Source organism: Acetobacter garciniae, assembly GCF_017377735.1.
Classification (GTDB): domain Bacteria; phylum Pseudomonadota; class Alphaproteobacteria; order Acetobacterales; family Acetobacteraceae; genus Acetobacter; species Acetobacter garciniae.
Genome location: NZ_JAFVMH010000005.1, coordinates 193,625 through 220,164, shown reverse-complemented (window position 1 = coordinate 220,164; position 26,540 = coordinate 193,625). Strand labels below are relative to the sequence as shown.

25 protein-coding genes are annotated in these 26,540 nt (G+C 62.0%); 3 read left to right on the top strand and 22 right to left on the bottom strand.

The genetic code is table 11. From position 1 onward, the window contains the following. Positions 1–33: 33 nt before the first annotated feature. Together J2D77_RS17530 and J2D77_RS11545 are read right to left on the bottom strand one after the other, a co-directional pair. Positions 34–1,227, bottom strand: coding sequence for a glycosyltransferase (locus tag J2D77_RS17530; RefSeq protein ID WP_207846434.1), 1,194 nt, complete (start codon positions 1,225–1,227; stop codon positions 34–36). After that, entirely contained in the window at positions 1,224–2,510 is a 1,287-nt protein-coding gene (locus J2D77_RS11545; protein WP_207846433.1) for a glycosyltransferase family 4 protein, read from the bottom strand. The genes J2D77_RS17530 and J2D77_RS11545 overlap by 4 nt, the downstream gene beginning before the upstream one ends. A gap of 230 nt (positions 2,511–2,740) precedes the next feature. Here J2D77_RS11545 and J2D77_RS11540 point away from each other — a divergent pair, with 230 nt between their 5' ends. Then, complete coding sequence (locus J2D77_RS11540) at positions 2,741–3,907, top strand: hypothetical protein (RefSeq protein ID WP_207846432.1); 1,167 nt, start codon at positions 2,741–2,743, stop codon at positions 3,905–3,907. Between the two features lie 121 nt (positions 3,908–4,028). Here J2D77_RS11540 and J2D77_RS11535 read toward each other — a convergent pair whose 3' ends face one another. From J2D77_RS11535 to J2D77_RS11510, 6 genes are all read right to left on the bottom strand, one after another. Next, positions 4,029–5,156: a THUMP domain-containing class I SAM-dependent RNA methyltransferase gene (locus tag J2D77_RS11535; protein ID WP_207846431.1), complete on the bottom strand. Its 1,128-nt coding sequence runs from the start codon at positions 5,154–5,156 to the stop codon at positions 4,029–4,031. A gap of 100 nt (positions 5,157–5,256) precedes the next feature. After that, positions 5,257–6,576 (bottom strand): type III glutamate--ammonia ligase, encoded by a 1,320-nt coding sequence (gene glnT / locus J2D77_RS11530; RefSeq protein ID WP_207846430.1) that lies wholly within the window; start codon positions 6,574–6,576, stop codon positions 5,257–5,259. A 268-nt stretch (positions 6,577–6,844) separates the two neighbouring features. After that, on the bottom strand, positions 6,845–8,182 hold the full coding sequence (locus tag J2D77_RS11525; protein ID WP_207846429.1) for an FMN-binding glutamate synthase family protein: 1,338 nt from the start codon (positions 8,180–8,182) through the stop codon (positions 6,845–6,847). Between the two features lie 7 nt (positions 8,183–8,189). Further along, positions 8,190–8,867 carry a GltB/FmdC/FwdC-like GXGXG domain-containing protein gene (locus tag J2D77_RS11520; RefSeq protein WP_207846428.1) on the bottom strand — a complete coding sequence of 226 codons (678 nt, stop codon included), beginning with the start codon at positions 8,865–8,867 and terminating at the stop codon, positions 8,190–8,192. A gap of 15 nt (positions 8,868–8,882) precedes the next feature. Next, positions 8,883–9,782, bottom strand: a complete 900-nt coding sequence (locus J2D77_RS11515; protein WP_207846427.1) for a class II glutamine amidotransferase — start codon at positions 9,780–9,782, stop codon at positions 8,883–8,885. Positions 9,783–9,886: 104 nt separating this feature from the next. After that, positions 9,887–10,588 carry a helix-turn-helix domain-containing protein gene (locus J2D77_RS11510; RefSeq protein ID WP_207846426.1) on the bottom strand — a complete coding sequence of 234 codons (702 nt, stop codon included), beginning with the start codon at positions 10,586–10,588 and terminating at the stop codon, positions 9,887–9,889. Between the two features lie 442 nt (positions 10,589–11,030). On the opposite strand from J2D77_RS11510, the gene wrbA reads away from it, so the two are divergent. Beyond that, a complete protein-coding gene (gene wrbA / locus J2D77_RS11505; RefSeq protein ID WP_207846425.1) occupies positions 11,031–11,627 on the top strand; it encodes an NAD(P)H:quinone oxidoreductase in 597 nt (198 codons plus the stop codon). Positions 11,628–11,649: 22 nt separating this feature from the next. Here the strand turns inward: wrbA and J2D77_RS11500 are convergent, their stop codons facing one another. Continuing rightward, positions 11,650–12,591, bottom strand: a complete 942-nt coding sequence (locus J2D77_RS11500) for a LysR family transcriptional regulator (protein WP_207846424.1) — start codon at positions 12,589–12,591, stop codon at positions 11,650–11,652. 192 nt (positions 12,592–12,783) lie between these two features. Between J2D77_RS11500 and J2D77_RS11495 the strand changes: the two genes are divergently transcribed. Further along, positions 12,784–13,485: a pirin family protein gene (locus J2D77_RS11495; RefSeq protein WP_207846423.1), complete on the top strand. Its 702-nt coding sequence runs from the start codon at positions 12,784–12,786 to the stop codon at positions 13,483–13,485. 68 nt (positions 13,486–13,553) lie between these two features. Here the strand turns inward: J2D77_RS11495 and panS are convergent, their stop codons facing one another. The 13 genes from panS to J2D77_RS11430 all read right to left on the bottom strand — a co-directional run bounded on the left by panS (position 13,554) and on the right by J2D77_RS11430 (position 26,416). Beyond that, on the bottom strand, positions 13,554–14,468 hold the full coding sequence (panS, locus tag J2D77_RS11490) for a ketopantoate/pantoate/pantothenate transporter PanS (protein ID WP_207846422.1): 915 nt from the start codon (positions 14,466–14,468) through the stop codon (positions 13,554–13,556). A gap of 86 nt (positions 14,469–14,554) precedes the next feature. Further along, complete coding sequence (locus J2D77_RS11485) at positions 14,555–15,391, bottom strand: fumarylacetoacetate hydrolase family protein (protein WP_207846421.1); 837 nt, start codon at positions 15,389–15,391, stop codon at positions 14,555–14,557. Positions 15,392–15,541: 150 nt separating this feature from the next. Then, positions 15,542–17,131 (bottom strand): glycosyltransferase family 39 protein, encoded by a 1,590-nt coding sequence (locus tag J2D77_RS11480; RefSeq protein ID WP_207846420.1) that lies wholly within the window; start codon positions 17,129–17,131, stop codon positions 15,542–15,544. Between the two features lie 266 nt (positions 17,132–17,397). Further along, positions 17,398–18,138, bottom strand: coding sequence for an NAD(P)H-dependent oxidoreductase (locus J2D77_RS11475; RefSeq protein WP_207846419.1), 741 nt, complete (start codon positions 18,136–18,138; stop codon positions 17,398–17,400). A 168-nt stretch (positions 18,139–18,306) separates the two neighbouring features. Next, positions 18,307–18,735 (bottom strand): acetyl-CoA carboxylase biotin carboxyl carrier protein subunit, encoded by a 429-nt coding sequence (locus J2D77_RS11470; RefSeq protein ID WP_207846418.1) that lies wholly within the window; start codon positions 18,733–18,735, stop codon positions 18,307–18,309. Beyond that, positions 18,725–20,098, bottom strand: a complete 1,374-nt coding sequence (accC, locus tag J2D77_RS11465) for an acetyl-CoA carboxylase biotin carboxylase subunit (protein ID WP_207846417.1) — start codon at positions 20,096–20,098, stop codon at positions 18,725–18,727. The genes J2D77_RS11470 and accC overlap by 11 nt, the downstream gene beginning before the upstream one ends. Then, the gene (locus J2D77_RS11460; protein ID WP_207846416.1) at positions 20,082–20,564 is read right to left on the bottom strand and encodes an acetyl-CoA carboxylase biotin carboxyl carrier protein; all 483 of its coding nucleotides are present in this window, start codon (positions 20,562–20,564) and stop codon (positions 20,082–20,084) included. Before J2D77_RS11460 ends, accC begins: the two co-directional genes overlap by 17 nt. Before the next feature lie 60 nt (positions 20,565–20,624). Next, positions 20,625–21,398 (bottom strand): LamB/YcsF family protein, encoded by a 774-nt coding sequence (locus tag J2D77_RS11455; RefSeq protein ID WP_207846415.1) that lies wholly within the window; start codon positions 21,396–21,398, stop codon positions 20,625–20,627. 48 nt (positions 21,399–21,446) lie between these two features. Next, positions 21,447–22,451, bottom strand: a complete 1,005-nt coding sequence (locus tag J2D77_RS11450; RefSeq protein ID WP_207846414.1) for a 5-oxoprolinase subunit C family protein — start codon at positions 22,449–22,451, stop codon at positions 21,447–21,449. A gap of 5 nt (positions 22,452–22,456) precedes the next feature. Beyond that, positions 22,457–23,101 carry a 5-oxoprolinase subunit PxpB gene (gene pxpB / locus J2D77_RS11445; protein ID WP_207846413.1) on the bottom strand — a complete coding sequence of 215 codons (645 nt, stop codon included), beginning with the start codon at positions 23,099–23,101 and terminating at the stop codon, positions 22,457–22,459. A 178-nt stretch (positions 23,102–23,279) separates the two neighbouring features. After that, complete coding sequence (locus J2D77_RS11440) at positions 23,280–24,455, bottom strand: NAD(P)/FAD-dependent oxidoreductase (RefSeq protein ID WP_207846412.1); 1,176 nt, start codon at positions 24,453–24,455, stop codon at positions 23,280–23,282. Positions 24,456–24,646: 191 nt separating this feature from the next. Continuing rightward, a complete protein-coding gene (locus J2D77_RS11435) occupies positions 24,647–25,306 on the bottom strand; it encodes a GntR family transcriptional regulator (RefSeq protein WP_207846411.1) in 660 nt (219 codons plus the stop codon). A gap of 249 nt (positions 25,307–25,555) precedes the next feature. Then, positions 25,556–26,416, bottom strand: a complete 861-nt coding sequence (locus J2D77_RS11430) for an SDR family NAD(P)-dependent oxidoreductase (protein WP_230975738.1) — start codon at positions 26,414–26,416, stop codon at positions 25,556–25,558. Between the last annotated feature and the right edge of the window lie 124 nt (positions 26,417–26,540).

The window sequence follows — 26,540 nt, the reverse complement described above, 5'->3', positions numbered from 1 at the left end:
CACGAACCCTGTCGCGCATTGTTCCCCGCACCGTCAAACCGGGCCAGGGCCCGCGCGGGACAAGGGCCCGGCATTTCGGACAATTTGTTCATAGTGCGTAAACAGCCGCGTAAAATGCTGGTCCATGTCCCCCAGCCCCACGCCCGCTGCCCGTGCTGCATCGGACATGGGGCCGCGTTCACGCGCCAGCAGACGGATAATGGCCGCAGCCGCCGCCGACGCGTTGCCTGGTTCATAGGTTTCCGCATAAGCATCTGCCGCCAGATCGCCCGCGCCACCGGCCCTGGGCACGATCAGGGGCGTGCCCGCGCATAATGCCTCGGCCACTACAAAGCCGAAGGTTTCCGCCGTCGATCCGTGCAAAAGCGCATCGGCACTTGCCATCATGCGCGCCAGCACCTGCCTGTCTCCCACATGCCCCGCCACATGGACATGTTCCATACGCGCGGCCTGGGCCTGAACCTGCCGGTGCATCAGCCCGTCCCCTATCACGTAAAGCCCGATCCTGCGGCTTTTCTGGGCACGGCCTACAGCCCGCATCAACAGCCCCAGACGTTTTTCCGGGTGGTGCCGCCCTACCGTAACCAGCAGGCTGGCATGCCGGTCCAGCCCGCAGGCCTCAAGCATGGTGGCCCGCAGGCTCTCATCCCGCCAGGACGGGTCGAACGCATTGACACCCACGCCGAATGGCACAACGCTGATACGCTCAAGCCCGTGGCGGGAAAAGCGTTCGGCCAGCCACCGACCCGCCACCACACAGCCGTCAAAATGGCGGTTCAGGTGCCGCAGATAGGCCCAGAACCAGCCAAAAAGCCGATCTATGGTGGCTGCTGGTAGAATATTGCCCAGCAGGGTCTGCGGATAAACCGCCACAGGGTCGGCATGCATGAACAGTACACGCGGGGCCGCCCCCGGCCATGTGGCAGCAAGCCAGCCCCCCCTCCATGGCGAGGATCCCTCGACAATATCGGGCCGTTCGGCATCGAGCACCTGCCAGATCGGGGCGGCCTTCCAGAACATGCGATAGTTGCTGTCCATGGGAAGTACCGGGCTTTTGACCCAGACGAGCTTGCCGCCATCACGGTGCTCAACCCTGTCCTCCGGCCCGGGGGCGATCAGGACGATCGTATGCCCATGGCGTGCTGCGGCGTGGAATTTTTCATCCACATACGTTCTGACACCCCCACCTGTTGGCGAATAGAATTCCGATATATCCGCTATTTTCACGCGGCATGCTCGCTCACCAACGCCTTGTAGCGTTCAAGCAGCAAGCCCATCGACGCGTCCCACGAGAATGTCAGGCTTCTTTCGCGCGCGGCCCGGCTCATGCTGCGGCGCAGGTCGGTTTTTTCGATCAGGTCTTTCACAGATGTGGCAAATGCCTCCACATTCCGCGATTCCGCCAAAAAGCCCGTTACCCCGTCCACGACCAGGGAACGGCTGCCCGTGGCATTGGCGCATACGCACGGCAAGCCCGACGCCATGGCTTCCAGCGTGACGTTGCCGAATGTTTCCGTATCGCTTGGAAAGAGGAATATATCGGCCGATGCATAGGCGCGGGCCAGCTCTTCGCCCTGCAAGGTTCCTGTAAAGAGCGTATCGGGGCAGTCGCGCTCCAATGCCTGGCGTTCCGGCCCGTCCCCCACGATGATGCTCCTGAAGGCCACGCCCTGCTGCTTGAGGCGGCGCAGGGTGGCGGCCAGCGTCGTAACCTGCTTTTCACGCACCAGGCGCGAGACAAACAGCACGACGACCTCATCCGCGCCAATCCCCAGCGTGCGCCGCCAGGCATCGGATCTTTTGGCCGGGCTGAACAGTTCGGCATCGACCCCGCGCTGCCAGAGGACAAAATTATTCTCCAACCCCGCACCCAGCAGGGTGTCGATCATCGACTGGGTGGGGACATAGACTTCACGGCAGGAGGCATAATAGAAATTAAGATACCATGTCATGAATTTTTTAAAGCCGACCGCAAAGCCATAATGTTCGAGATATGTCTCGTACCGGGTATGGTAGGACGCCACCAGCGGTGTTCCCAGCTTGCGGGCCAGGCGCAGGGCTGAAAAGCCGAGCCAGTCGGGGGCAAGCGCCACATGCATGATATCGGGCTGGAACGCTTCGATTTCAGCCCGGGGCAGGCTGAAGGCCAGCCTGTAATCGGACCGGCAGGGCAAGGGAATGGATGGAACGGGAACGATCACCCCGTTATGCCTGAACGCGGGTACCTTCGCGACCGGCGCGAAGACGCGGACCTCCACCCCGGCTTTTTCCAGGTAGGCGACCAGCCGGTTAAGCGTAAAGGCAACACCGTCACGAATATAGTTATAGGAACTGGCAACAATGGCCACGCGCAGCGGGCGGTTCATCTGCATGATTTTGCTGGGCGGCACCTCGCGCAGGGACTGCGCCAGGGACCATGAGAACGTAAATTCAAAGGCGCTGCGCTGCGTATACGCCTGAGAAATCGTCCCCGCCGGGTAAGCAGCCGCTTCATGGTTCGTCAACCGCATTTGATCCCCACCTGCATCACGAATTTCTGAAATCCGTCATAATCTGGCTGAACCATGCAGCGCGGGGTGCCCGCCGATCTGTCTTTTGCATGCCCGCCCTGGTGCTCATGACGCAACACCTGTCTTTATTGAATAACAGTGACACCCCTTTTTCTGCGGTTCCTGAAATTTCGCCATTTATTATGATCGGTTCCCATCAATATCCCTGGTTATAAAATAAAAAGCCCTCGGTGTTTTTTATATTTTCTTTACAGTTCATTTTTCGACATGGTTTACTGCGCTCCTGCCACGCGCTAAAAGGTGGCGATATGTTATCGTGTTCTTCCCGTTCTACACCGCAACAGGTGGGGCCCTTGCCGGACAACGCGACACCTGCCCCCATAAAAACCGTTTTGCCACGCCAGGCCGAACGCCATAGCGCTGTTAGTGATAGCGTGATGGAAGATGATCCGGTTCCGCAGGCCCGCACAAAATCCGGCATAAAAAAATTCGCCCAGCTTGCCCTGCAAGTCCTGCGCTGGCTGTTCCCGATTATTTTCCTGACGATGATCGCCTATAGTCTTTCCAAAACAGGATGGAGAAATATTCTTCACGCCCTGCCGACAAACCCTGTCTTCTATGCTTTGGAAGCTATGCTGTTTGTTATTCTCCCTTTTTCAGAGAGAATGATTTTCAGCAATCTGATCAAATCCGATAAAAAAATTCCAACCACGATCTTTTTCAGGAAAAGAATCCTGAATAATTCCTTTTTCGAATATTCAGGCGAGTCCTATTTTTACTTATGGGCCAAAAACAATCTTGCCCTGACCAAAAATACGCTCTTCCACGTGGTCAAGGATTCCGCCCTGCTTTCGGGTGCTGCGGGTTTTGTCGTGGTCTTATGTGCTGTTCTTCTTCTCTTTCTGACGCACAACGCGGTTTACAGCACGGTCAAAGCGTACGCGAGTTGGAAGACAGCGGCCCTGCTTGCACTCCCGCTTGTGCCCGCACTGGTGCTGATCGGCGGCGGTCGGCTGGCGACACGCCTGTCCCGGCAGGACATGTCACTGACTTTTATCGTGCATCTGGGCCGAAGCGCCGCCACCTTCGGGTTGGAAATGTTCGCACTTTTTTTCTCGGGTGCGGTGGCTGATCTCGCCTTGTGCTTCGACCTCATTACTCTGCGCCTGCTCATTACGCGTATTCCGCTCCTGCCGGGCAAGGACCTGCTTTTTCTGGGCGTGGGGTTCGGTGCCGCCAAGGGTCTGGCGATTTCGCAGGCGGCCCTTGCCGCAACCCTTGTGGTCATGGCCACCCTCCAGCAAATTCTGGATTGCCTGCTTGTCGGGCTGCCCTGGCTTATCGCCCATTACGGGGCCAGCCGTCAGCGTAAACGTCCTCTGCCGCCACTTCCCTGAAACGTGCGGGAAAAAACCAGCAACCGCGGCAGGAGATAATCCGGCCCGAAAAGAGCCGCTCAGACCGACCCGACTGACTTTTGAAACAGCTTGGGAACCCCGGTTCTTGCGTAATCTGTGCTCACGCCGGCGGCTGGGGTAAAGGCCCGGTCTGAAAAAGCGAGACACGCAGGCCGCCATGGGGAACCGGCGCGGTGTTGGGCAGGAATGGAAGCTCGGTCGCATGCGCCAGGGCCGTATCGGCAGTGACAAGCCCTGCCCGCCAGCCCGTAAAACGCTTGAGAAGCACCTGCCCAAGTGCGCGGTATAGCGGAAAAAGCGCATCTCTCTCGCCAATGCGCGTGCCGTAAGGCGGGTTGACGATAACAAGCCCCGCAGGCCCGGCAGGGGGCGTAAGCTCGCTGATCGTCCTGCAATGGAATTCGGTATAATCGCCTACCCCGGCGCGCTGTGCATTGGCCTCGCTCATGCTGACGGCCCCGGCATCGCGGTCGCTGCCATAAAACCGGGCGGAGGGTATGCGCTGGCTTTTCACGTCGCGCATGCGCTGCCAGGCGGCGGCGTCGAAATTCGCAAAAAGTTCGAAGGCGAAGTGCCGGGACCGGCCCGGGTTCAGGCGGGCCGCTATTTCGGCCGCCTCGATCACGAAGGTGCCGGAACCGCACATGGGGTCCAGGACGGGCTCGGACCCGTCATAACCGCATTGCCGCAGGAACAGGGCGGCCATGGTCTCGCGCATGGGGGCACGGTTCACTGCCTGCTTGTAGCCGCGCCGGTGCAGCAGGTCGCCCGATGTGTCGATACTGATCGTGCAGCTATTGCGCTCTATGCGGGCCATGACGACCACCTGCGCATCGGGGGCCGCGGTCGCACCCAATGTTTCGCTGATGGCGGTGGTGATACGCTCGGCGGCGGCCCCGGCATGGTAGATGCGCGAGCCCGCGCAGACCGCTTCGACCCGGAACGGCACATCCGCACGCAGGATTTCGCCCCAGGCCATCTGGCGGGCCAGCCGGTCCAGTTGCGCCAGATGCACGACGCGGAAGGTCTTTAGCCGTGCAAGGACCTTGCTGGCCCCCCGCACCCATAAATTGGCGCGCCAGACCTCGGGCCAGCCGCCCCTGATGGTGACCCCGCCCGGCGTTACCGCCGGGCTTTTGAACCCCTTGAGCCGTATTTCATCATACAGCACCGGCTCCAGCCCCGGGACGGTGGCCAGAAAAATCTCGAAATCCCTGTCTTGCTCCATGACGCCTGCATGGCAGGAAGTGCCACCCGCAGCAACTCTTATCCTGCGCCAGCCACCTGCTGCCTGCCATCATGCTGCGAGCGATACGCCGCCCGCCCGTTCAGCAGTCGAGAGTCTGGTGTTTTTCCCACGCGGAAAGATGGGCGCAATGGGCGTTCCATTCCGCTGTCTTGATCTGGACATAAGGATCGACAAGCCCGTCACCCAGCATGGCGCGCAGGGTGGCGGAACCGTCCAGTGCACGCAGGGCGTCCAGCAGGTTCAGCGGCAGGCGCGGTGCGTCCTGCGCCAGGTGGGCCTGGGTATACATGTTGATATCCTGCCACGGCCCGGGATCACGCCTGTTCTCGATCCCGTCCAGCCCGGCGGCCAGCAATGCGGCCTGGAGCAGATAGGGGTTGGCCGCCCCGTCGGGCAGCCGCATCTCGAACCGGCCGCCGCCCGGCACGCGGATCATATGCGTACGGTTGTCGCCCGCGTAGGTCACCATATTGGGCGCCCATGTCGCGCCGGAGACCGTACGCGGCGCGTTGATGCGCTTGTACGAGTTTACGGTAGGGTTCAGGATCGCGCACAGGGCCTGCGCGTTATGGATCAGCCCGCCCACGAAGTGATAGCCCTGTTCGGACAGTGCCAGCGGGTCCGACGCGTCGTGGCAGACATTGGTCTTCCCCTGCCACAGCGAGATATGCGCATGGCAGCCGGTGCCAGTCAGGTGCATGAACGGCTTGGGCATGAAGGTCGCCCGCAGGCCGTGCTTTTCGGCAATGGCGCGCGCCATGAACTTGAAGAACACATGCCGGTCCGCCGTCACCAGGGCATCGGCATATTTCCAGTTCATTTCGAACTGGCCGTTCGCGTCCTCATGGTCGTTCTGGTATGGCTCCCACCCCAGCCCCTGCATGGCGTCGCACAGTTCGGCAATCACGTCGTAGCGCCGCATCAGGGCGGAGGCGTCGTAACAGGGCTTGGAGCCGTTATCCAGCGCGTCCCCCACCTGTTCGCCGTCAGGGTTGACCAGGAAGAACTCGCACTCCACCCCGGTCTTGACAGTCAGCCCCAGACCCTGTGCACGTGCGATCAGCCGCCGCAGCGTATTGCGCGGGCCCTGTTCCACGTAGTCAGTGCGCATTTTCAGATCGGAAGGCAGCCAGGCCACATCGGGCTTCCAGGGCAGGCGCATCAGCCCCGACGGGTCGGGTATGGCCAGCAGGTCCGGGTCGGCGGGGGAAAAGTCGAAGGCGGCGGCAAAGCCCGCAAACCCCGCCCCGTTGCGCTGCATGGCGGCAATGGCCGTTGCGGGCACAAGCTTGGCGCGCTGCGCCCCCGAAAGGTCTATGAAAGAGATGAGAAAATACCGGATCCCCTGCTCACGGGCCAGTGTTTCCAGATCGCGACAATCCTGTTGAGCGTCAGCCATCGCTACGTGTCCATTCCTTGCATCGCGTCATGCGCGTCAAACCGCCCCAAAGACAGGCTGGTGGAAGCCGGAGAACGCCCGCGCGCCACGGGGCAGGCCGCAAGCAAAGCCGGCCTTCACCCTGCCGACCGACAGCGGCCACCACAGGCGGCACCCGAAAATGCCGCCCGGCAGTCATTCGTCGGCTACCCGCAGCCCCCGGGCACCCGGGGCCGCAACAGGTTTGCCCGGTCGCGACCCGTCCTTAGGCGTGGTCCCGCCTGGGGTTTTAAAAACCGGCCTTGCCGGGGTACCAGTCCGTGCCCGCCAGCGGCAGGCGGGTCATGGCTGCGGCTTCCAGCGTCAGGGCCACAAGATCCTCGGGTTCGAGGTTGTGCACGTGGCTCTTGCCGCAGGCGCGCGCGATGGTCTGCGCCTCCATCGTCAGCACCGACAGGTAGTTGGCAATGCGCCGCCCACCCATGATGGGGTCCAGCCGCGCCGCCAGGGCAGGGTCCTGCGTGGTGATGCCGGCCGGGTCGCGCCCGTCCTGCCAGTCGTCATACGCGCCGGGGACCGAGCCAAGCTTGGCGTATTCCGCCGCCAGTTCGGGGTTCTGGTCCCCCAGGGCGATGAGTGCGGCCGTGCCGATGGCAACCGCATCCGCCCCCAGGGCCAGCGCCTTGGCCACATCGGCCCCAGTGCGGATCCCGCCCGAGACGATCAACTGCACCTTGCGGTGCAGCCCCAGATCCTGCAACGCCTGCACCGCCGGGCGAATGGCCGCCAGAATGGGCAGGCCTACATGTTCGATGAACACTTCCTGCGTGGCGGCGGTGCCACCCTGCATGCCGTCGAGCACCACCACATCCGCCCCGGCCTTCACCGCCAGGGAAATATCGTAATACGGGCGGCTGGCCCCTACCTTGACGTAAATTGGCTTTTCCCAGTTGGTGATTTCGCGCAGTTCCTCGATCTTGATCTCCAGATCGTCAGGGCCCGTCCAGTCGGGGTGGCGGCAGGCCGAACGCTGGTCGATCCCTTCTGGCAGGTCGCGCATCTTGGCCACGCGGGCGGAAATCTTCTGCCCCAGCAGCATGCCACCACCACCGGGCTTGGCCCCCTGGCCGATCACCACCTCGATCGCATCCGCCCGGCGCAGGTCATCAGGGTTCATGCCATAGCGCGAGGGCAGGTACTGGTACACGAGGGTGGAGGAATGGCCGCGTTCTTCCGGCGTCATGCCGCCATCGCCTGTGGTGGTGGACGTGCCTACGGCACTGGCCCCACGGCCCAGCGCTTCCTTGGCCTGGGCCGACAGCGCGCCAAAGGACATGCCCGCGATCGTCACCGGCGTTTTAAGATGAATGGGCTTTTTGGCAAAGCGCGTGCCCAGCACCACATCGGTGCCGCAGCGTTCGCGGTAGCCTTCGAGCGGATAGCGCGAGACCGAGGCCCCCAGAAACAGCAGGTCGTCGAAATGGGGCAGCTTGCGCTTGGTCCCGCCCCCACGGATATCGTAAATGCCCGTGGCGGCCGCGCGCTGGATCTGCGAGATGGTGAACGGGTCGAACGTGGCGGAAAACCGGGGCTCGGTCTTGGTGAAATCGTGATTGTGGTCCGTCATGACTGCCTCAGTATGCCGATGCGTTGTCGACGTGGAAGTGATAGAGCGTGCGCGCAGATCCATAGCGGCGGAAATCCGCGGGTGTGCAATCGGTCACGCCGGCGCGTTCCAGCAGCCCGGCCAGAATGGTGCGATCCTGTTCGGTCATGGGCTGTTCCTCGCAGTCCGCACCCAGGCCCTTGACCGTGCCGCGCACGAAAATCCGTGTCTCGTACAGGGAATCTCCCAGTGCCTCGCCCGCGTCACCGCACACGACCAGGTTGCCGCTTTGGCCCATGAACGCGCTCATATGCCCCACGGAGCCCCGCACGACGATATCCACGCCTTTCATGGAAATGCCGCAGCGCGCCCCTGCATCCCCTTCGATCACCAGAAGGCCGCCCTGGGCCGTGGCCCCCGCACTGGAACTGGCGTTGCCTTTCACGTGAACCGCGCCACTCATCATGTTCTCGGCAACGCCCTGGCCCGCATTGCCGTTGATCGTGACCTGCGCCTTCTGGTTCATGCCCGCCGCATAATACCCGGCATGGCCATCGATGGTGACGGTCATGTCCTCCATCAGGCCCACGGCCAGCGCGTGCCGCCCGGCGGGGTTATGCACGCTCCACGCACTGCCTGCCTCACCCGCCTGCAACGCGGTGTTCAGCGCGCGCAGGTCGGTCGTGTTCATGTCGATAATCTGCATTATCCGCTCTCCGCCTTACGCTGCATGATCCCAGTGGTAGACACGCTGGGGCTCGGGCTCGAACACCTGCGCATTGGCAATGCCCGGCAGTTCGGCAAAGGCACGATATTCCGAGGCAAAGGCCACGTAGTCATCGGTTTCGGCCAGGACAGCGGGCTTGCAGGCCACCGGGTCGCGCAGCACCGCAAAGCCGTCGCGCGTGCCCACGACAAAGGTGTAGAACCCATCCAGATCGTCGATCGACGCCTTGAGCGCCTCATCCAGCTTTTCACCGCGCGAAAGGCGCCATGACAGGTAGCCCGCCGCCACTTCCGAATCGTTCTCGGTCTCGAAGCTGAGCCCTTCGCGCACAAGCTGGCGCCGCAGCGTGTTGTGGTTGGAAAGCGAACCGTTATGCACCAGGCACTGGTCCGGCCCGGTGGAGAACGGGTGCGCCCCGGCAATGGTCACGGCCGATTCAGTGGCCATGCGGGTGTGCCCGATGGCATGCGTGCCCCCCATGCCTTCAAGGCCGAAGCGGGTCGCCACATGTTCGGGCAGCCCCACACCCTTGTACAGTTCGATCCCTTCGCCACTTGCCGCAAAGGCAATGCCCGCGCCAAAGTCGCGCACATAGGCCCTTAGCGCTGCTTCATGCACGCCGGCATAGGTCAGCACCACATGGTCATGCCGCTGGAGCAGCGTGCCGGTGCCGCCCACGAGTTCGAGAAAACCGGCTTCGAACGGGCCCTGCGTTTCGGGCGTGATGCCGCGCACCGTCATCTTGCGCTGGCCCGCCGCCAGGGCGTTATAAACCGCGAACCCCGCACTGTCGGGGCCGCGTTCGGTCATGGTCCTGAGCATGCGCGAGGTCAGCAGGCCAAGCTCAGGCTGCAAGGCCGGGTTCTTGAGAAACAATCCAACGATGCCGCACATCGCATCACTCCCCGAAAGTGCTTGAGTTCCTTCCCCTATCCAATAAGCGACATCGCCGTCATGTCAACACAAAAGAATAAAAATTTCCTGAAAGGAAAATATCCTCACCCCTCGACCTGGCGCGGATAAACGATGATCGACAGATAGGTCATGGGGGTTTCGATCAGCTTTTCGGGGCCGTGCGGCGCCTGGCTGTCGAACATCAGCGTGTCACCCGGTCCCATTTCATAAATTTCTTCCCCGTGGCGGTACGCCACCCGCCCGGTGAGCATGTACAGCAGTTCCACGCCCTGATGCCGAAAGCTCGTATAAGGCTGGGCGTCTTCATCCAGCGTGATCAGATACGGTTCCATGACCACGGGCCCGCTCAGCAGATGGCCCAGCAGCCTGTAATGGTGGCCCGCCTTGGTGCCGCGGCGTTCGATCGCCACACCCTGCCCGGTCTTGACGAAAGAGCAGTCATGCTGTTCCTCGGCCGTTGCGAAAAGCTGGCTGAGCGGCACGGACAACGCCCGACAGACCGCCTGCAAGGTCGCCAACGAGGGCGAGATCTGCCCGTTTTCGATTTTTGAGAGCATACCCAGCGAAATACCCGCCGCTGCTGCCAGGTCGCCCCCCGTCAGTTCGGCCCGGCGACGAAGCTGGCGGACCTGGGCCCCCAGCGATTCTTCCAAGGTGAGTTCACGCGCCGGGCTGGCCAGCGATCCGGTCGCCAGGTCTTCGGTCTGCCTGGCCGCCGCATTGCGGCTGGCCCCCGTTCGGGCGGTTTCATTCCGGGCGGCCACGATACGCTTGCTGGGTCGCATGGGGTCTGTGTCTCCTTGTTCTGGACCAAGCCATGGCCTGCGCGTGCAAACCGGCACCTGTTACGGGTGTTTAACAGTCTGGCCCACCACAGGCAGACCTTCAATACCGGCTTTTCGCAGGGATGGTGAACAGCAGGCCCCCATCGGGACACCCATGGCCACACCCGATCGGGGCACGTATTGGCGACTTCATCCGTTCTGGAACGTCTTACCACAGGAGCGTCCGTGACCCAGACGGTCCGACCTGTCGCAAACCCCGGGGCGCATGGGAATGCAGGGATCAAGGCAAAAATCGGAAATGGAGTGTTTATGAAGTTTCTGTTCTTACGCGCCTCCACCTCCGATATCCAGTCAGGAACCGCCCGGATCCACAATGGCTCCGCTGGGGATCGGAAAAAACACCGGCGTGGATCACGGGTATTTTTTGGGAAGGACTGAAGACATGACGAAAATCCTTGTTCTGTATTATTCCAGCTACGGTCACCTCGAAATCATGGCCCACGCCATTGCCGAAGGCGCGCGTGCCGAAGGTGTTGCCGTGGAGGTCAAGCGCGTGCCCGAACTTGTGCCCGACTCTGTCGCGCAGGCGCATCATTTCAAGACCGATCAGGCCGCACCGATTGCGACAACCGCCGAACTGCCCGATTATGACGCCATTATCGTGGGGGCACCCACCCGCTATGGCCGCATACCCGCGCAGATGGCCAATTTCTGGGACCAGACCGGCGGGCTGTGGGCCAAGGGAGCCCTGGTTGGCAAGATCGGCGCGGCCTTTACCTCCACCGCCACGCAGCATGGTGGGCAGGAAACCACCCTGTTCTCCCTCATCACCAATCTGCTGCACCATGGCATGCTGATCGCGGGACTGCCCTATACCTTCCAGGGCCAGACACGGCTGGATGAGGTCACGGGCGGGTCGCCTTACGGGGCCACCACGATTGCGGGCGGCGATGGCGCCCGCAACCCCAGCGCGAACGAGCTTGATGGGGCAAGGTTCCTGGGCGCGCGCGTGGCCCAACTGGCCCTTAAACTGGCCTGATGACAGCCCCGCCCCGCGCGTTTCAGGCCGGGGCGGGTATCGTTTCGGGCTCGGTGTCGCACCATGGCGGGTGCTCGAACGCCTTGACCAGATAATCGAGAAAAGCGCTGACCCTGACAGGGCGCAGGGAACTGGCCGGGGTTACGATATACAGGGCCACGGGCGGGGCCTCCCACTGCGGCAAGATGCGTTCCAGCAAGCCCGAGCGCAGGCCTTCGGAGACCATGAATTCAGGGAACAGGCCAAACCCCAGCCCCGCCTCCAGCGCGGGCAGGAAAGCCTCGGCATTGTTGGCGCGCAGGCGCGATGCCTGTGAAAGCACGAAATCCTTGCCCGTTGGTTCATGTTTCAACCGCACCATGCCGGGGGCAGAGGTGTTGGTGTAGACAAAGCCTTTCCTGCTTTGCAGATCACGCGGGTGCCGGGGCCGCCCGATCCCGTCCAGATAGGCAGGCGTTGCCACAAGCAGAAGGCGCACCGGGCAAAGACGCCGCGCGCGCAGGGCGGAATCCGCCAGCGATGCGATACGCAGGGCCAGGTCATAGCCTTCGGCCACAAGGTCGATGATTGCGTCACTGAAATCGACGGTAATATCCACATCGGGGTAGCGTTCCAAAAACCCCGGAAGGACCGGCGAGAAATGGCGTATGCCAAACGTCATGGGGGCGGCCACGCGGATCAGCCCCGACGGCTTGAGCGTGCCGCCCTTGGCCTCGCTTTCCGCGGCCTCCGCTTCGGCCAGGATCCGGTTTGCGTGGCCCAGCAGGGCGCGCCCGGTTTCGGTCAGCGACAACTGGCGGGAATTGCGGTTGAACAGGGCCACGCCCAACGCACGTTCCAGACGCCCGACCGCCTTGGAGATTGTGGGTTTGGAGAGTTGAACCGCCTCCGCCGCGCGGGAGAACGACCCCTGCTCCGCGACCTTGGCAAAAATCGCCCATGCTTCAAAATCAGGCAGGCGCATCGCGCAACTCCACAAACAAACGCTGGCTGCGGTTTGCAACCCCATAACCACATGGGGGCCACAGCCCTGCCTTCAAGGTATAACACACTAAATGGAAACAAAGCATTTCGTTTATTTCCATTTAAAACATTATGGCCGACGCGATATGGTCTGCCTGAAGACAAACGCAATCCAGGACAGAAAGACACGACAATGATTGAAATTCGCCCCTTTGAAAAACTCGGCCACGCGGATCATGGCTGGCTGGATGCAAGGCATCACTTCTCGTTCGCGGACTACCACGACCCCGATCGCATGCATTGGGGCGCACTGCGCGTCTGGAACGACGATGCGATTGCCCCGGGCACCGGCTTTGGCGCGCATCCGCACCGGGACATGGAAATCATCACCTATATCCGTGAAGGTGCGATTACCCACCAGGACAGCCTGGGCAATACGGGCCGGACGGAAGCGGGGGATGTGCAGGTCATGTCGGCTGGAACGGGCATACGCCATGCCGAGCATAACCTGGAAGACAGCACCACCCGGCTTTTCCAGATCTGGATCATGCCCAACCGCGGCGGCCATGCGCCGTCCTGGGGCAGCCGGATGTTCCCCAAGGGTGAGCGGGCCGGGCGTTTCGTGGCCCTGGCCTCGGGCCGGAAGGACGATGGCGACGCCCTGCCGATCCATGCGGATGCACGGGTACTGGGTGCAACGCTGAACAAGGGGCAGAGCACCGACTACGCCCTGGGGGCAGACCGGCTGGGCTATCTGGTAATGGCCCGGGGCCGCGTTGAGATTGACGGGCAAACCGTGAACGAGCGCGACGGTGTCGCGATTTCCGATGTGGATGTCCTCAAAATCACCGCGCTGGAGGACAGTGAAATCGTCCTGGTGGATACCGCGCCTTGAACCGCGCTGCCTTTGCCGGCCCGGCCCTGCGTTGCGCGAACGCGGGGCCGGGCCACGCGGTCTGCGGGCTAGGGCCTGCGCGTTTTCGCGGGCCGTCCGGCCCATAAGGCGGCAAGGGCGGAGCCGGAAATATTATGCCAGATGGAAAAGACAGCGCCCGGCAGGGCCGCCAGGGGTGAGAAATAAAGCCGCCCCAATGTGGCGGCCAGGCCTGAATTCTGCATGCCGACCTCAAGGGCCAGCGTGCGGCACACGGCCTCGTCAAACCCCAGAGCGCGCCCGCCCCAATACCCGCCCAGAAGCCCCAGCGCGTTATGGGCGACCACGCCAAGCAGGACGACAGGCCCGGCCGATGCCAAAGACGGGCCCACCCCGGCCACGATACAGGCGATAATGCTCAGGATCGAGACCATGGCCACCAAGGGCAAGGCGGGTTCCACCCGGCGCACGGCACGGTGGCACAGCGTATTGACGACAACTCCGCCCAGCACCGGCAGGGCGACCATTGTCACGATACTGCGAAACAGCCCCCAGCTATCGACCGCCACCCCGGCGGACACATACAGCCGTGTCAGAAGCGGTGTGGCCACAATACCCACCAGGGTAGACAGCATGCTGATGCTGACCGAAAGGGCGACATCCCCCCGCGCCAGATAGATCATGACATTGGACGCCGTGCCGCTGGCGACACAGCCCACAAGCACCATGCCAGTCGCAAGGTCGGGGGACATGTGCAGCGCATGGGCGATCAGCCACGCCGCCAGCGGCATGACCAGATAATGCAGCCCCACCCCGGCCAGAACGGGCCATGGCCTGCGCGCAATCCGCCCGAAATCGCCCGGTGTCAGCGTGACCCCCATGGTGAACATGATAAACGCCAGCAAAAACGTGACGGCGGGCGTGATCCGCAGGAACGGTGCGGGCCAGAATACGGCCAGGGCGGAAACAACAATGGCCCAGAACGGGAACAGACGGGTTATCATGCGCGATCTTCATGCAACGGGCCGGAACGGTGCTCGCGCAGGCGCACCGAACAGGGGTGATTGAAACAGCTGTGCCGAACGGGCATCTAGCCCGCGACGATTTGCCTTTGTCGGCCCAGCCCGTCAATCCCGAGTTCCACCACATCGCCCGCTTGCAGGTAGACAGGCGGCCGCATGCCCATGCCGACACCCGGCGGCGTGCCGGTGGCGATAACGTCGCCCGGCAGCAGCGTCATGTAGCGGCTGACATAGGAGACGATCTCCGCCACCGGAAAAATCATGTTGCACGTGTTGCCCGCCTGCATCCGCCGCCCGTTGACATCCAGCCACAGGCCGAGGTTCTGCGGGTCGGGGACCTCGTCCCGGGTTACGAGCCATGGGCCCAGCGGGCCGAACGTGTCGCAACCCTTGCCCTTGTCCCACTGGCTGGACTGCATCTGAAAAGCACGTTCGGACACATCGTTGGCAACACAATAACCCGCCACATGCTCCGGTGCCGCATCCTCCGCCACGTTGCTGGCGCGCGATCCGATGATCACGGCCAGTTCAACCTCCCAATCCAGGCGGGTTGATCCCACAGGGGGAAGAATACCGTCGTCCGGGCCGCATAATGCGCTGATCGCCTTGAGAAAAATGATCGGCTCGGGCGGGATGGCCAGCCCGGCTTCCTGTGCGTGGTCGCGGTAATTCAGGCCGATGCAGATATATTTGCCAATACCGGCAACCGGCACCCCGTAACGGACAGGCCCTGCCACGACAGGCAGGCTTGCCGGGTCAAGACCTGCCAGTCGGGCCAGATGTTCGGGGGCAAGTTTGTCGGGGGTGATATCGGCCACATGGCCTTCAAGGCTGCGCAGAACACCCTGGGCATCGACCAGCCCGGCACGTTCCGCCCCGTCCTTGCCAAAACGACACAGTTTCATCTCCAAGGATTCCTGGCTGAAAGAACACACCTGGCACCAACGGCCAGGTCAGGGTCGCCGCTGCGATCAGGCCAGCATACGCCCATACCCTTCATAGCACGGCCGGGCACCGGGCCATAATCCCCCGCCCCATGACGCGGAATATCGTGCCTATCGGGCAAGCGGGGGTGTAATAACCACGATATAGGCAACAGGATTGGCGCTGTAGCCGAGAAAGCGATGCGACAGGGTCACCGGCACGCGGAGCGTTTGCGCGGTCGCGAACCGGGCGGCATTTTGCAGGCAAATCAGGTCGTCCGCAACGCAGATGGACAGCAGCCCGTGGTCACGAATGCGTTCGGGCGTCACCCATAAGGCCTGGTTGAAATCATGCCCGACAAAACTGTGCGGATGCGCCGGGCTGTAGAACGCCGCCCCGTTTTCCATGGTAAAGGATCCGCTGACATAGGTCAGCGGGGCCGGAACATGGCGCTGCCACAAAGCCGTGGCTTCCAGCACGATTTCTTCGACCGGCGCCTGCTTGAGCCATCTCTGCTGGTGCGCCACACGCCAATACGCATAGGCCGGGGCCGCCGCCACCGCGCCAAGACTGAGCAGAGCCGCGCCATATACGCTGACTTTGGCCAGAAGGCGGGTCGGGCAGTGGGGAAAAGCCTGCATGACCAGCAGCGGTGCCAGCGGCACCACCCCGATCATCATTTCATCCATCACGACGGTTTTCAGCATCAGGGCCGATAGCTCGGTCAGGATAACCGGGGTCAGGGTCACCACCGCGACCATGCGCCACTGATCAGGCGACAGAACTGCCGGCTCGGCAGCAGGGGGCTGGGCCTGCGCGGGCGAAGCCGAAAGGGCACGCCCCATTACCGCTACGCCTGCGACAACCCCCACAACACCCAGCATCATGCCGCACAGCCCACCCCCTGCCCGCAGGGCCCGGTGCCAGACCTCGTGCCAGGGAGCACCCAGCTTGCTGCCCAGATAATGCAACGGCGGAGCCTGGTTCTGCGCCAGCCACAGCAGGTGCGGCGCGAAAGTGAGCAAGGCCACAACTGCCGACACCCATGGCCAGCGCGAAGCCAGCCATTGCCGCCCCGGTGCGGCGACCAGCGCCGCGCCCACGCACCCGGCCAGAGGCAGCAGCACGTAATATTTGGACAACAGGCCAAACCCCACCATAATGCCCAGGCCAAGTGCCGATGACAGGCCGGGCCGCGAGACGGAGCGGAAAAAGAAAAAAAGCGTCCAGGGCCATACCGAGAGAAAAATGATATTGGCATCAAATTTATAGGCGTAGAATGTATAAAGCGGGGTCAGTAGCAGTAACGCCCAGGCTGCGACACGCCGCGGGCCAGAGACCAGACACCCCAGAAGATACCAGACACCCAGCAGGCCGACAGCCGCATTGGTAGCGCTGAGAGCCGCGAAAAAAAGCGGTGTCGTGGGGAAAGTCTTGAACCAGATTCCGCATAGCCACGCCCAGAATGGCGGGTGCTGATGGTACCCGAACTGGAATTCCTGCCCCCAGGCATAGGCCTCTGTCATGTCGTGCTTGATGGGGACCGGGGCTTCCGTAACCGTGTAGAAAAAGGTCCAGACAGCAATAAAACCTACAAAAACAGCCAGGATTGCAGCCTTTGTGGGGCGGGCCGCCGTAAACGCCGCGAAATCGAAAAAACCTGCCGGTTCACGGTAGAGCGCGCCTATACGCTCCGTACGTTCGCTCTTTACCACGGACATCAAAAAGCCCTTATGATCCTGAAAATGACTGATATTCAAACCAGAAGGGTCCGCGCCCTCCATTCCGGCAGGCACCCCGCCCTTGGTAAACAAGGGACAGCAGCCCGCATGGCGCTAAAAAAGCCATATATTCAAGGCGTTAGAAAACGGGCGCAATGATACGCAAGGCTTTATGAGATGTAAACATAAAACCGCGCCCTCCCCCGCACGGGCGCGGTTAGCCGGTATCCTGCAACTCCCTTGGCAGGCCCGTCGGGCGGCACCGTTCAGACGTTGCGCTGAATACCCGAGCGCGCCAGAACCCCGGGCAACAGGCGTTCATTCGGCCCGTAATCCGCTGCGGGATGGAAGAAAAGACGTGGCGTCCTGTCCAGATTTTGCAGGCGCTGGCGGTATTCCTCCAGCCTGGCGGTCCGCATGTGCTCCGTCATCCGCCCGGGCATGTAGGCAATGAAAGGCGAGATCACGTCAAAACCGGTATAGCGCAGCAGGCCATTATGCACCGGCCACAGAACGCTTAAAATATCCCCATCGATGCCGTCCGGCGCATAGGTATCGGCCGATGTGCCGGTCGTTGCGGCCACCATGGCCGTCTTGCCCCTGAACAGGCCCGTATCGTATTTGCGCCCGGCACTATAGGCAAAGCCCCGCGCAAAGACACGATCGGCCCAGCCTTTCATGATCGCGGGCATACCAAACCACCAGATCGGGAACTGGAAAATAACCAGATCCGCCTGGCGCAGCTTTTCCTGTTCGGCGCGAATATCCGCCGACAGGGTGCCCGCCTCATACGCATAGGTCTGTTCCTTCGCAAGATTCAGGCACGACGGGTCCTGCAAGCCTTCAGGGAAATCGCCCACACCCAGAACAGGAGAAAAATTCATGGCATACAGGTCACTGACCGTAACCACGTGCCCCTGTTCCAACAGGGTCCGCACCGCAATATCCTTCATGGCGCCGTTATAGGATTTGGGTTCGGGATGCGCGTATACGATCAGAACATTCATGGCATTTTCCTAATAGCGAATCTCGGCACCCGCGAGCGCGAGACAGGCCCCGCCGACGGTGGTTTTTCGCTACCTTGCGACTTTTCCTGCGCTGCCGAAGAATTTTGCAAACTCATATACCTTCCCCTGATCGCGCACCAATATGGATGCTGCCATCACCGGTACAGATCAGGCAGGTGCGATCTCGAACAGCACTTCATGATAGCCGACACTCTGCCCTTCAACCGCGTTGATGGTGCCAATCTGCCCGCCAGCCGGGGCGACAACAGGCAGGACGATCGGCCCCACTTCGACAAACGCCATGATCTGCCCTGCACTGACTTTGTCACCAACCGCCATGCCCTTGCCGCTTGCAGGCGGGTGGGTGGCGTGGAACACACCCAGATCCGGGCTGGGCACAGCCGCACTCGCCGGCTGGGCAGGCGGGGGTAGCGGTGCCGAAACCGCGTTTTGCGCACCCGGTTCTGGCGCCAGGCGCAGCAAAAGCCGTGTCTGGCCATCGTCATAATCCAGCAGGGCCATCCCGCCCTGGCGCATTCTGGCAACGATATCGCGCAGACGGGCAACGCGATCCGTTACGGCATGGTTACTGCCCATTGCTGCCCCCATCATCCCGGCTTAGAAGTTTTTCCAGATAATGCACGGAAATATCAGCACTTTTGAAAGCACTTTCATCCATCAGGCGTTGATGCAACGGGATTGTCGTCAGAACGCCACCAATTTCCATTTCGCCCAAAGCCGCCTTCATGCGCGCGATCGCATCGGCCCGCGTCGCGCCATGGACAACAAGTTTTGCAATGAGCGAGTCATAGGACGGCGGGATCGTATACCCCTCGTACAAATGGCTTTCCACCCGCACGCCAGGCCCGCCGGGCGGACGCCAGCGGGTGATTTTACCCGGGCTGGGAATGAATTTTTGCGGATCCTCGGCATTGATCCGGCATTCGATGGAATGCCCGTCCAGCGTGATCTGGTCCTGGCTGATCGAAAGTGGCAACCCGCCGGCCACCCGGATCTGCTCGGCCACGATATCGATCCCGGTCACCATTTCCGTTACGGGATGTTCGACCTGAAGGCGCGTGTTCATTTCAATGAAATAAAACCTGCCGTCTTCATAAAGGAATTCGAATGTTCCCGCCCCCACATAGCCCATGCGCTGGCAGGCCGCTACGCAGTGTTGCCCAAGCTCCGCCACTGCCGCGCGCGATATGCCGTGGGCCGGGGCTTCCTCCACCAGTTTCTGGTGCCTGCGCTGGACGGAACAGTCCCGATCGCTAAGCCAGAGCGCATGCCCCATCTGGTCCGCCAGGACCTGGATTTCGATATGGCGTGGTGTTGTCAGGAACCGTTCGGCATAAAGGTCACCATTGGCGAAAGCGTGAACCGCCTCCTGCCGCGCGGTCTGGATGGCAGAGTCCAGTTCGGCGGGAGAGTTGACAACCCTCATCCCGCGCCCGCCGCCCCCGCCCGATGCCTTGACGATCAGCGGATAACCCACCGCCTCGCATAATGCATGGGCCTGCGCCATGTCCTCGGGCAGCGCACCTTCGGTTCCGGGCAGGCAGGGCACGCCTGCGGCCATCATCTGGCGACGGGCTTCGATCTTGTCGCCCATGGCGCGGATAATGGCGGCCGGCGGCCCGATCAGGGTCAGCCCCGCTTCGGCCACAGCCTGGGCGAATGCCGCGTTCTCGGACAGGAAACCATAGCCCGGATGAATGGCCTGGGCACCCGTAAGACGGGCGGCACGCAGCACCCGTTCCTTGTCGAGGTAGCTCTTGCCGGGTGCAGCCGGGCCGATGCAGATTGCCCTGTCCACCAGCGCCAGATGACGCTGGGCATCGTCCCCTTCCGCGTAAAGGCCGACAGAAGCCAGGCCCAGCACCTTGCACGCACGCGCAATGCGCAACGCGACCTCGCCCCGGTTGGCGATAAGGACAGTGTCAAATGTCAGCGTCATTGATACGCTCCACAACGAACAGGGGCGTTCCGGCCTCGACCATTTCGCCGTTTTTTGCCGCAATCCGCACGATACGGCAGGCAAATTCAGCCACGACCCGGTTCAGTGTCTTCATGACTTCCAGAATGTACAGCGCAGCCCCTTCGGCCACCACATCGCCTTCTTTGACGAAAGGCGGCGCATCGGGGGCCGGAGCCAGGTAGAAGACCCCGACCATGGGGGCTGTAATCTCCTCCTGAGCGGGTGCGCGGTTTTGCGATACTTCGGCGGTCGCGGCCGGTGCGGCCGCCACAGGCACGTTGGCGTGCAGCGCGGGCGCAGGGCGGGCAGCCAGCACACCCTGTTGGGGATCGGCCTGGGCCGCCCGCTTCAGATGCACCCTGACACCGTTCTCGGTATGATCGAGTTCCTCGATCCCGTGTTCGGCCATCAGCGCCATCAAGGCATCCAGCAAGTCGAGATTCATGGTCTACCCCTGTCTATCCCTGTCCATCCCTTGCGGGGGCTTGGGGCGGTTGGACATGCCTTAGCAAAAGGCGCGCACGGCGATACCGGCGGCAACCAGCGCTTCGCGCACCCGGCGGGCCACCTCGACCGAATGGGCATTATCGCCGTGCACGCAGATTGAATCGATCCTGACCGGCACCATGGCGCCTGACAGCGTTTCCACCGCCCCGGTCTGCACCATCCGCACCGCGCGGGCCGCCGCATATTCCGGGTCGTGGATCAGGGCTCCGGGCAGCTTTCTTGAGACAAGGCGGCCTTCTTCCGTATAGCCGCGATCTGCAAAAATTTCCGAAAACACTGTCATGTTCCGAGCACGCGCGCAAAGATCGAGCTGTCCGCCGGCAATCGCCAGAACGGGAAGCTTCGGGTCTACTGCGTGAATGGCGCGCGCGACGGCCTCCGCAATGTCGGTGTTGCTTTCGGTCAGGTTCCCCAACGAACCATGGGGCTTGACGTAGCGCAGGCTTTCCCCGCTATAGGCGGCCATGCCCATGGCGGCCCCGACCTGATAGGCGACAAGCCGTTCGATTTCCGCCGGTGAAAACGGCATGACACGCCGCCCGAACCCCCACAGATCTGGAAAACCGGGATGCGCGCCAATCCGCACGCCCAGTTCCTTTGCCTTGCGAAAAGTCGCGGCCATGATCTCGGGATCTCCCGCATGGAACCCGCAGGCGACGTTGGCCGATGTCACAATCGAGAGCATGGCATCGTCATCGCCGATCTTGTAGCAGCCGAACCCTTCTCCCAGGTCGGCATTCAGATCCACTTCGTGTTGGCCGGTCTGTGTCATGTTTGTCATCCTTGCAGGGCGAAATAAAGTAGTATCGGTTTTTTCGTATCAGGCCGTAACGGTGCCGAGAGCGCGCGAAAGAGCCAGAAGATCATCATGCTGGGCCCTAAGGGCCGCCTGTGCCTGCGCGCGGGTGGCCAGCACGAAGCGGACCTGCCCGCCCACCCGTGTCTGGGCCAGAAGACGCTGGTCGGCTTCGATCACCGTTGCGATCTTGGGGTATCCGCCACAGGTATTGGCATCAGCCAGTTGCACGATAGGCTGCCCGGACGATGGCACCTGGATCGTGCCGGGCACAATACCATGCGACATCAGGCTGTCCTGGCACAGGGCCACCAGTTCGGGCCCGCTCAGCCGGTAGCCTACACGGTTGGCATCGGCACTGACCTGCCAGGGCACGGACAGGAACTGCTCCTGCACTTCGGGCGCGAACCGGTCCCATTCGGCCGCGGGCAGGACACGTACGGTTGTGTGCGCATCCGCCCGCACTTCGGGCCATTGTATCGCAGCCCCCAGCCCGGCCTGCGGAAAAGCCTTTGGGTTGCCCGTGATCGAACCCAAAGTGGGCGCACCAAGGGGCAGCCTGTCCCCGCGTTGCAGGCCCCGCCCGCCAATGCCGCCAAAGCCACCTTTTTGATCCGTCGCGCGGGAACCCAGCACGACCGGCACGTCGATCCCGCCTGTCACGGCAATATAGGCGCGTGCGCCCACGCGCGGTGCGCCCAGCGAAAGAACCTGCCCCGCCCTGGCGGGCACGGCCCACCAGGCGGGTATGGGGCTGCCATCCAGATTCGCGCCCGTATCGGCCCCTGTGAGGGCGAAAACGGTGTCGGCATGGAATTTCAGGCGGAAGGGGAAAAAGACGACTTCGATCCCCGCAAGGGACAGATCGTTGCCGATCAGGGCGTTCCCCGCCGACAGGGCAAAACGGTCCATCGCCCCGCCGACGGAAACCCCCAATGTCAGCGAATGGCGCCGCCCCTGGTCCTGGATGCTGTTCAGGGTGCTGCTTGCCAGAATTTCCAGCGCCCCGTCCTGGCTGTTGCGTTGCATGGTGCTCATCCTTCCACCGGATGGAAGCGCACGACATCGCCTGGGTGGAGCAAAAGCGGATCAGCCCGTTCGAGCGAAAACAGATCGATATCCGTCATGCCCAGGATATGCCAGCCAGAGGGTGCGGTACAGGGCATGATACCCGCATGCCCGCCCCCGATCACTACCGCGCCCTTGGGAACGCTCAGCCGCGGGGTATTACGCCTGCGCACGGCCAAAGCAGGGTCCAGCCCGGTTAGATAGACGAAGCCCGGCATGGCCCCCACGGCGGCGACGGAATAATCCGCGCCACTGTGCCGGGCAATGACCTCCGCTACCGAAAGCCCGCTTTCCTGCGCCACGCTGGCCAGGTCCTCGCCCAATGCCCCACCGTAATGAACCGGCACATCCACCACCTTGGCGGATGGCGTTTCAAGCCCGGCCCCGGCCCATTCCTTGCGAATGAGCGCTTCCACCGCCTCCCCCGACACATGCAGGGAGTCGAAAACGACCAGCACGTTGTTAACACCCGGCACGACCTGTTCTATCCCGTCAATGCCGCGCATTTTCTTCGCGAACGCCCAGATCCGCTGCTGGATCGCCTGGTCGAACGCGCCTGACGCCGCATCCACCAGAATTGCCTCCGACCCGGCCATGGAAAGTTTCAACATCCGCTACCCTGCCTTTGCCCCATGGTCTCTGCGCCCGATATTTCCAAACCCGGCCGGCAAACCAGTCCGGGGAAGTTTCGCCCACGAATCAATCACCACAAAATCATATTGTGGAGGGTATCGCACAAGACGCAATGTGCCTGCCCCCGGCGCAGGCACGCGCGCGTTGCGATCGCGCCTAGTAGACAACCGTTTCATGCAAGGGTGTGCGCGAACGGATCCTGCCAAACCCCAGCGGGCTCAGGTCCAGGCTCTGGTAAGCGCCGGTCAGGACATGTTCGGCAATGGCCCGCCCGGCGGCAGGGGCATGCATGACCCCATGCCCCGAAAAACCATTAGCAAACAGAAGATTCGGGATTTCGTCATGCGGGCCGATCACGGCATTGTGGTCGAGTGTATTGATCTCGTAATGCCCGGCCCATGACCGTTCCACCCGCAACCGCTCCAGGGCGGGAACCCGTTGGGCCAGTGCGGGCCAGACCACGTCTTCAAGCAGGTCATACGCGGGTTCGAAATCCCCCGTGGCGTCCGGGTCATTATGTTCGGGTGGGGCGATACCGCAGATAAACCCCTGCCCTTCGGGGCGTATCCATGCGCCGGACGCATCGAACAGCATGGGAAAATCAGCCGCATCGAGCGGGGCCTTGATGGAAAAAACCGTGCGCTTGCGCGGCTCGACCGGCAAGGCAGGCGCCAGGTCGCGCACGATATGGGCCGCCTTCGGGCCGGCCGCGTTGATGCACCAGTCCGCAGCAAGCAACTCCCCCGTTGCCAGCCGCATGCCCGTGGCGCGGCCGCCATGCACTTCAACCGTATCGACCTGTGCCTGCCGGTACGTAACACCCATCCCGATCGCGGCCTTGCGCACCAGTTGCAGCAGGGACCAGGCATCGAACCAGCCTTCGTTCTTCAGGCCGAAGGTTGCGATACCTATGTCTTCCACATTCAGCCAGGCAAAACGGCGTTGGGCCTCATCCGGTGTCAGAGCCACGATATCCGCCCCTTCCCCGTTCTGCATGGCAACCCCTGCCCGCCGTTCGTCCTGCGAACCTTCGGGCCCGATGATAAGATAGCCTTTCTCGACAAACCCGATATCGGCATCCGGCCCGAATTCACTACGGATATTGCGAAACAGGTCAGCCCCGAACAGGCTCATGTGCACATTGACGGGACAGCCGAACTGGGTGCGGATCGATGCCGCGGACAACGCCGTTGACGAACGCACATAGGTCGGATCGGCCTCCAATACGGTGATCTCGCCCGCAAACCCCTGTTTTTTCAAAAAATACGCGATGAAACTGCCCATGATGGCACCACCGGCAATAAGGACTGTCCCTGTTTTCGATCCCGCCACTTACCACTCCTGTCTTCCTGGCGTTGCACGTGCATGAACCCGTGGGCTCCGCCACCCTAAATCCCTGTTCATTCGGCTAAACTGGCCAGCCCCACCGCACCCCGTCCACCGACCCGGTCATGGGGCACAGCCTTGCCACGCGTGCCGCACCCGTAGGCCAGCAAGCCTTGGACCGTTCCTGAAAAAACCTTTTACCCGTCACGAATTGCCTTGAGACGTTCGATCAGGATCTGCCCGCCGTCGAGAATATGCTTCTCCAGGAGGGCGACAGCCGCATCCGTATCCTGCCTGCGGCAGAATTCCATAAGCTGCCAGTGTTCGCGGTCCGACTTGGCCTGCAGGCCGGTCAGCGAGACCATCATCCGTTCGTAGCGTTCGATCTGCAGGTGGATTTTCCCCACCATCTCGATCGTCGTCTTCCGGCCCGAGGCCGCGTAAAGGGCTGCGTGAAAATTCCAGTTATGCTCGTAGGAATAATCATCCTCCGCCCCCCAGGACCCGAATTCCCGCGCGGCGGCCTCGGCCTTGGCAAAATCGGCTTCGGTCATGCGGGGAATGGCCAGGGCGATCAGCCAAGTTTCAATTCTCGCGCGCAGTTCGTAAAGTTCGAGTATTTCTTCAAGCGAAACCGAAGAGACGACGGCTCCCTTATGGGAAATCAGTTCGACAAAGCCTTCGGAATAGAGCTGATGCAGGGCTTCGCGAACGGGTATGCGGCTGACACCCAGTTCAGCCGCGATATGTTCCTGCCTTATGGCCGTGTTCGCTTCATATTCGCCGGACAGGATCTTCTGCCGAAGAATATCCGCCACCTGCGATGAAATCGTCTTTTTCTTCACAACCCCGGCCATGCCAGATACTGCTCCGTCAGGATGAAATGACGTTATAGACCGGCTGCCCGACACCCATCGCAGGTCTTCCCTTGCTGCGCCACAACCAGCGCCGTCGAGACACTGACCACCGACAAACCGACTGGCGCTGGCACCCCGCCCAGGGCAGGCAAGTCCGCCATACATCAGCCCCCGCCGCCCCAAGATGCGCGAAATGGGCCGTTTCAGGCACGCTTCGGGCCGCGGCGCATGCGGCCCGAAGCCCCGGCATCACTCCTCGACAGGGACCGTATAGTTCAGGACCAGGCGGCCGCCATCGGGGTAGATGGTCTGCCCGACGATATAGGATGCATCGTCACTGGCCAGGAAGGAGGCGACACTCGCCACTTCGGAAGGCTGACCACACCGCCCGGCGGGCGTGCGGGACATGATGGTCTTGCGCTGGCTGTCATTGGCCATGACCGCCTGGGCCAGTTCGGTCAGGATGGTGCCCGGCCCGATGGCGTTGACACGAATGCCATGCGGGATCAGCCCCACGGCCATGACCGCCGTCAACTGCTTGAGCCCGCCCTTGGAGACGGCATAAGCCACCGAATTGGGAATGGCCAGCAGCGCATTGATGGACGACATGTTGATAATGGAACCGCCACGGCCCTGATCGATCATGACTTTCGCCGCCGCCTGCCCGAGCAGGAACGGTGCCTTGAGATTGACGCGCTGGACGCGATCGAAGGCCTCCTCGGAAAAATCGACGAATTCTTCCATATGGATAATGCCGGCATTGTTGACGAGAATATCCAGCCCGCCAAAATGGCTGACGGCCTTCTCGATCACCTTCCGGGCCATATCGCGCGAGATTTCGGAAAAATCAGCGACCATCCATGTCGCGCGGTCACCCAGAAGCTCCGCCTTTTCACGAACCAGATCAGCCTGGATATCGACCAGCACCACCTTGGCGCCATCGTCGTAAAAGCGCTTCGCGCAGGCAAAGCCCAGCCCCTGAGCCGCACCCGTGACCAGAACGACCTTGTCTTTATGCTTCATGATCTCTTTCTCCGCATCCTCACTATATTGGATACAATATCCGACAATCGCGGCCACCGCAATGCCCTCGTTGCGGTTCTGCATCATTCAGCATGCGCTGGCATGGCCTGCCGCATGCTGCACGCAAAACCAGCCGCGCGAGCCTGACGAGAAACCCGATCGGAACGGGGGGATTGAGCGGCGCCCTCCACAGGGTTCGGACAAGCGCAGC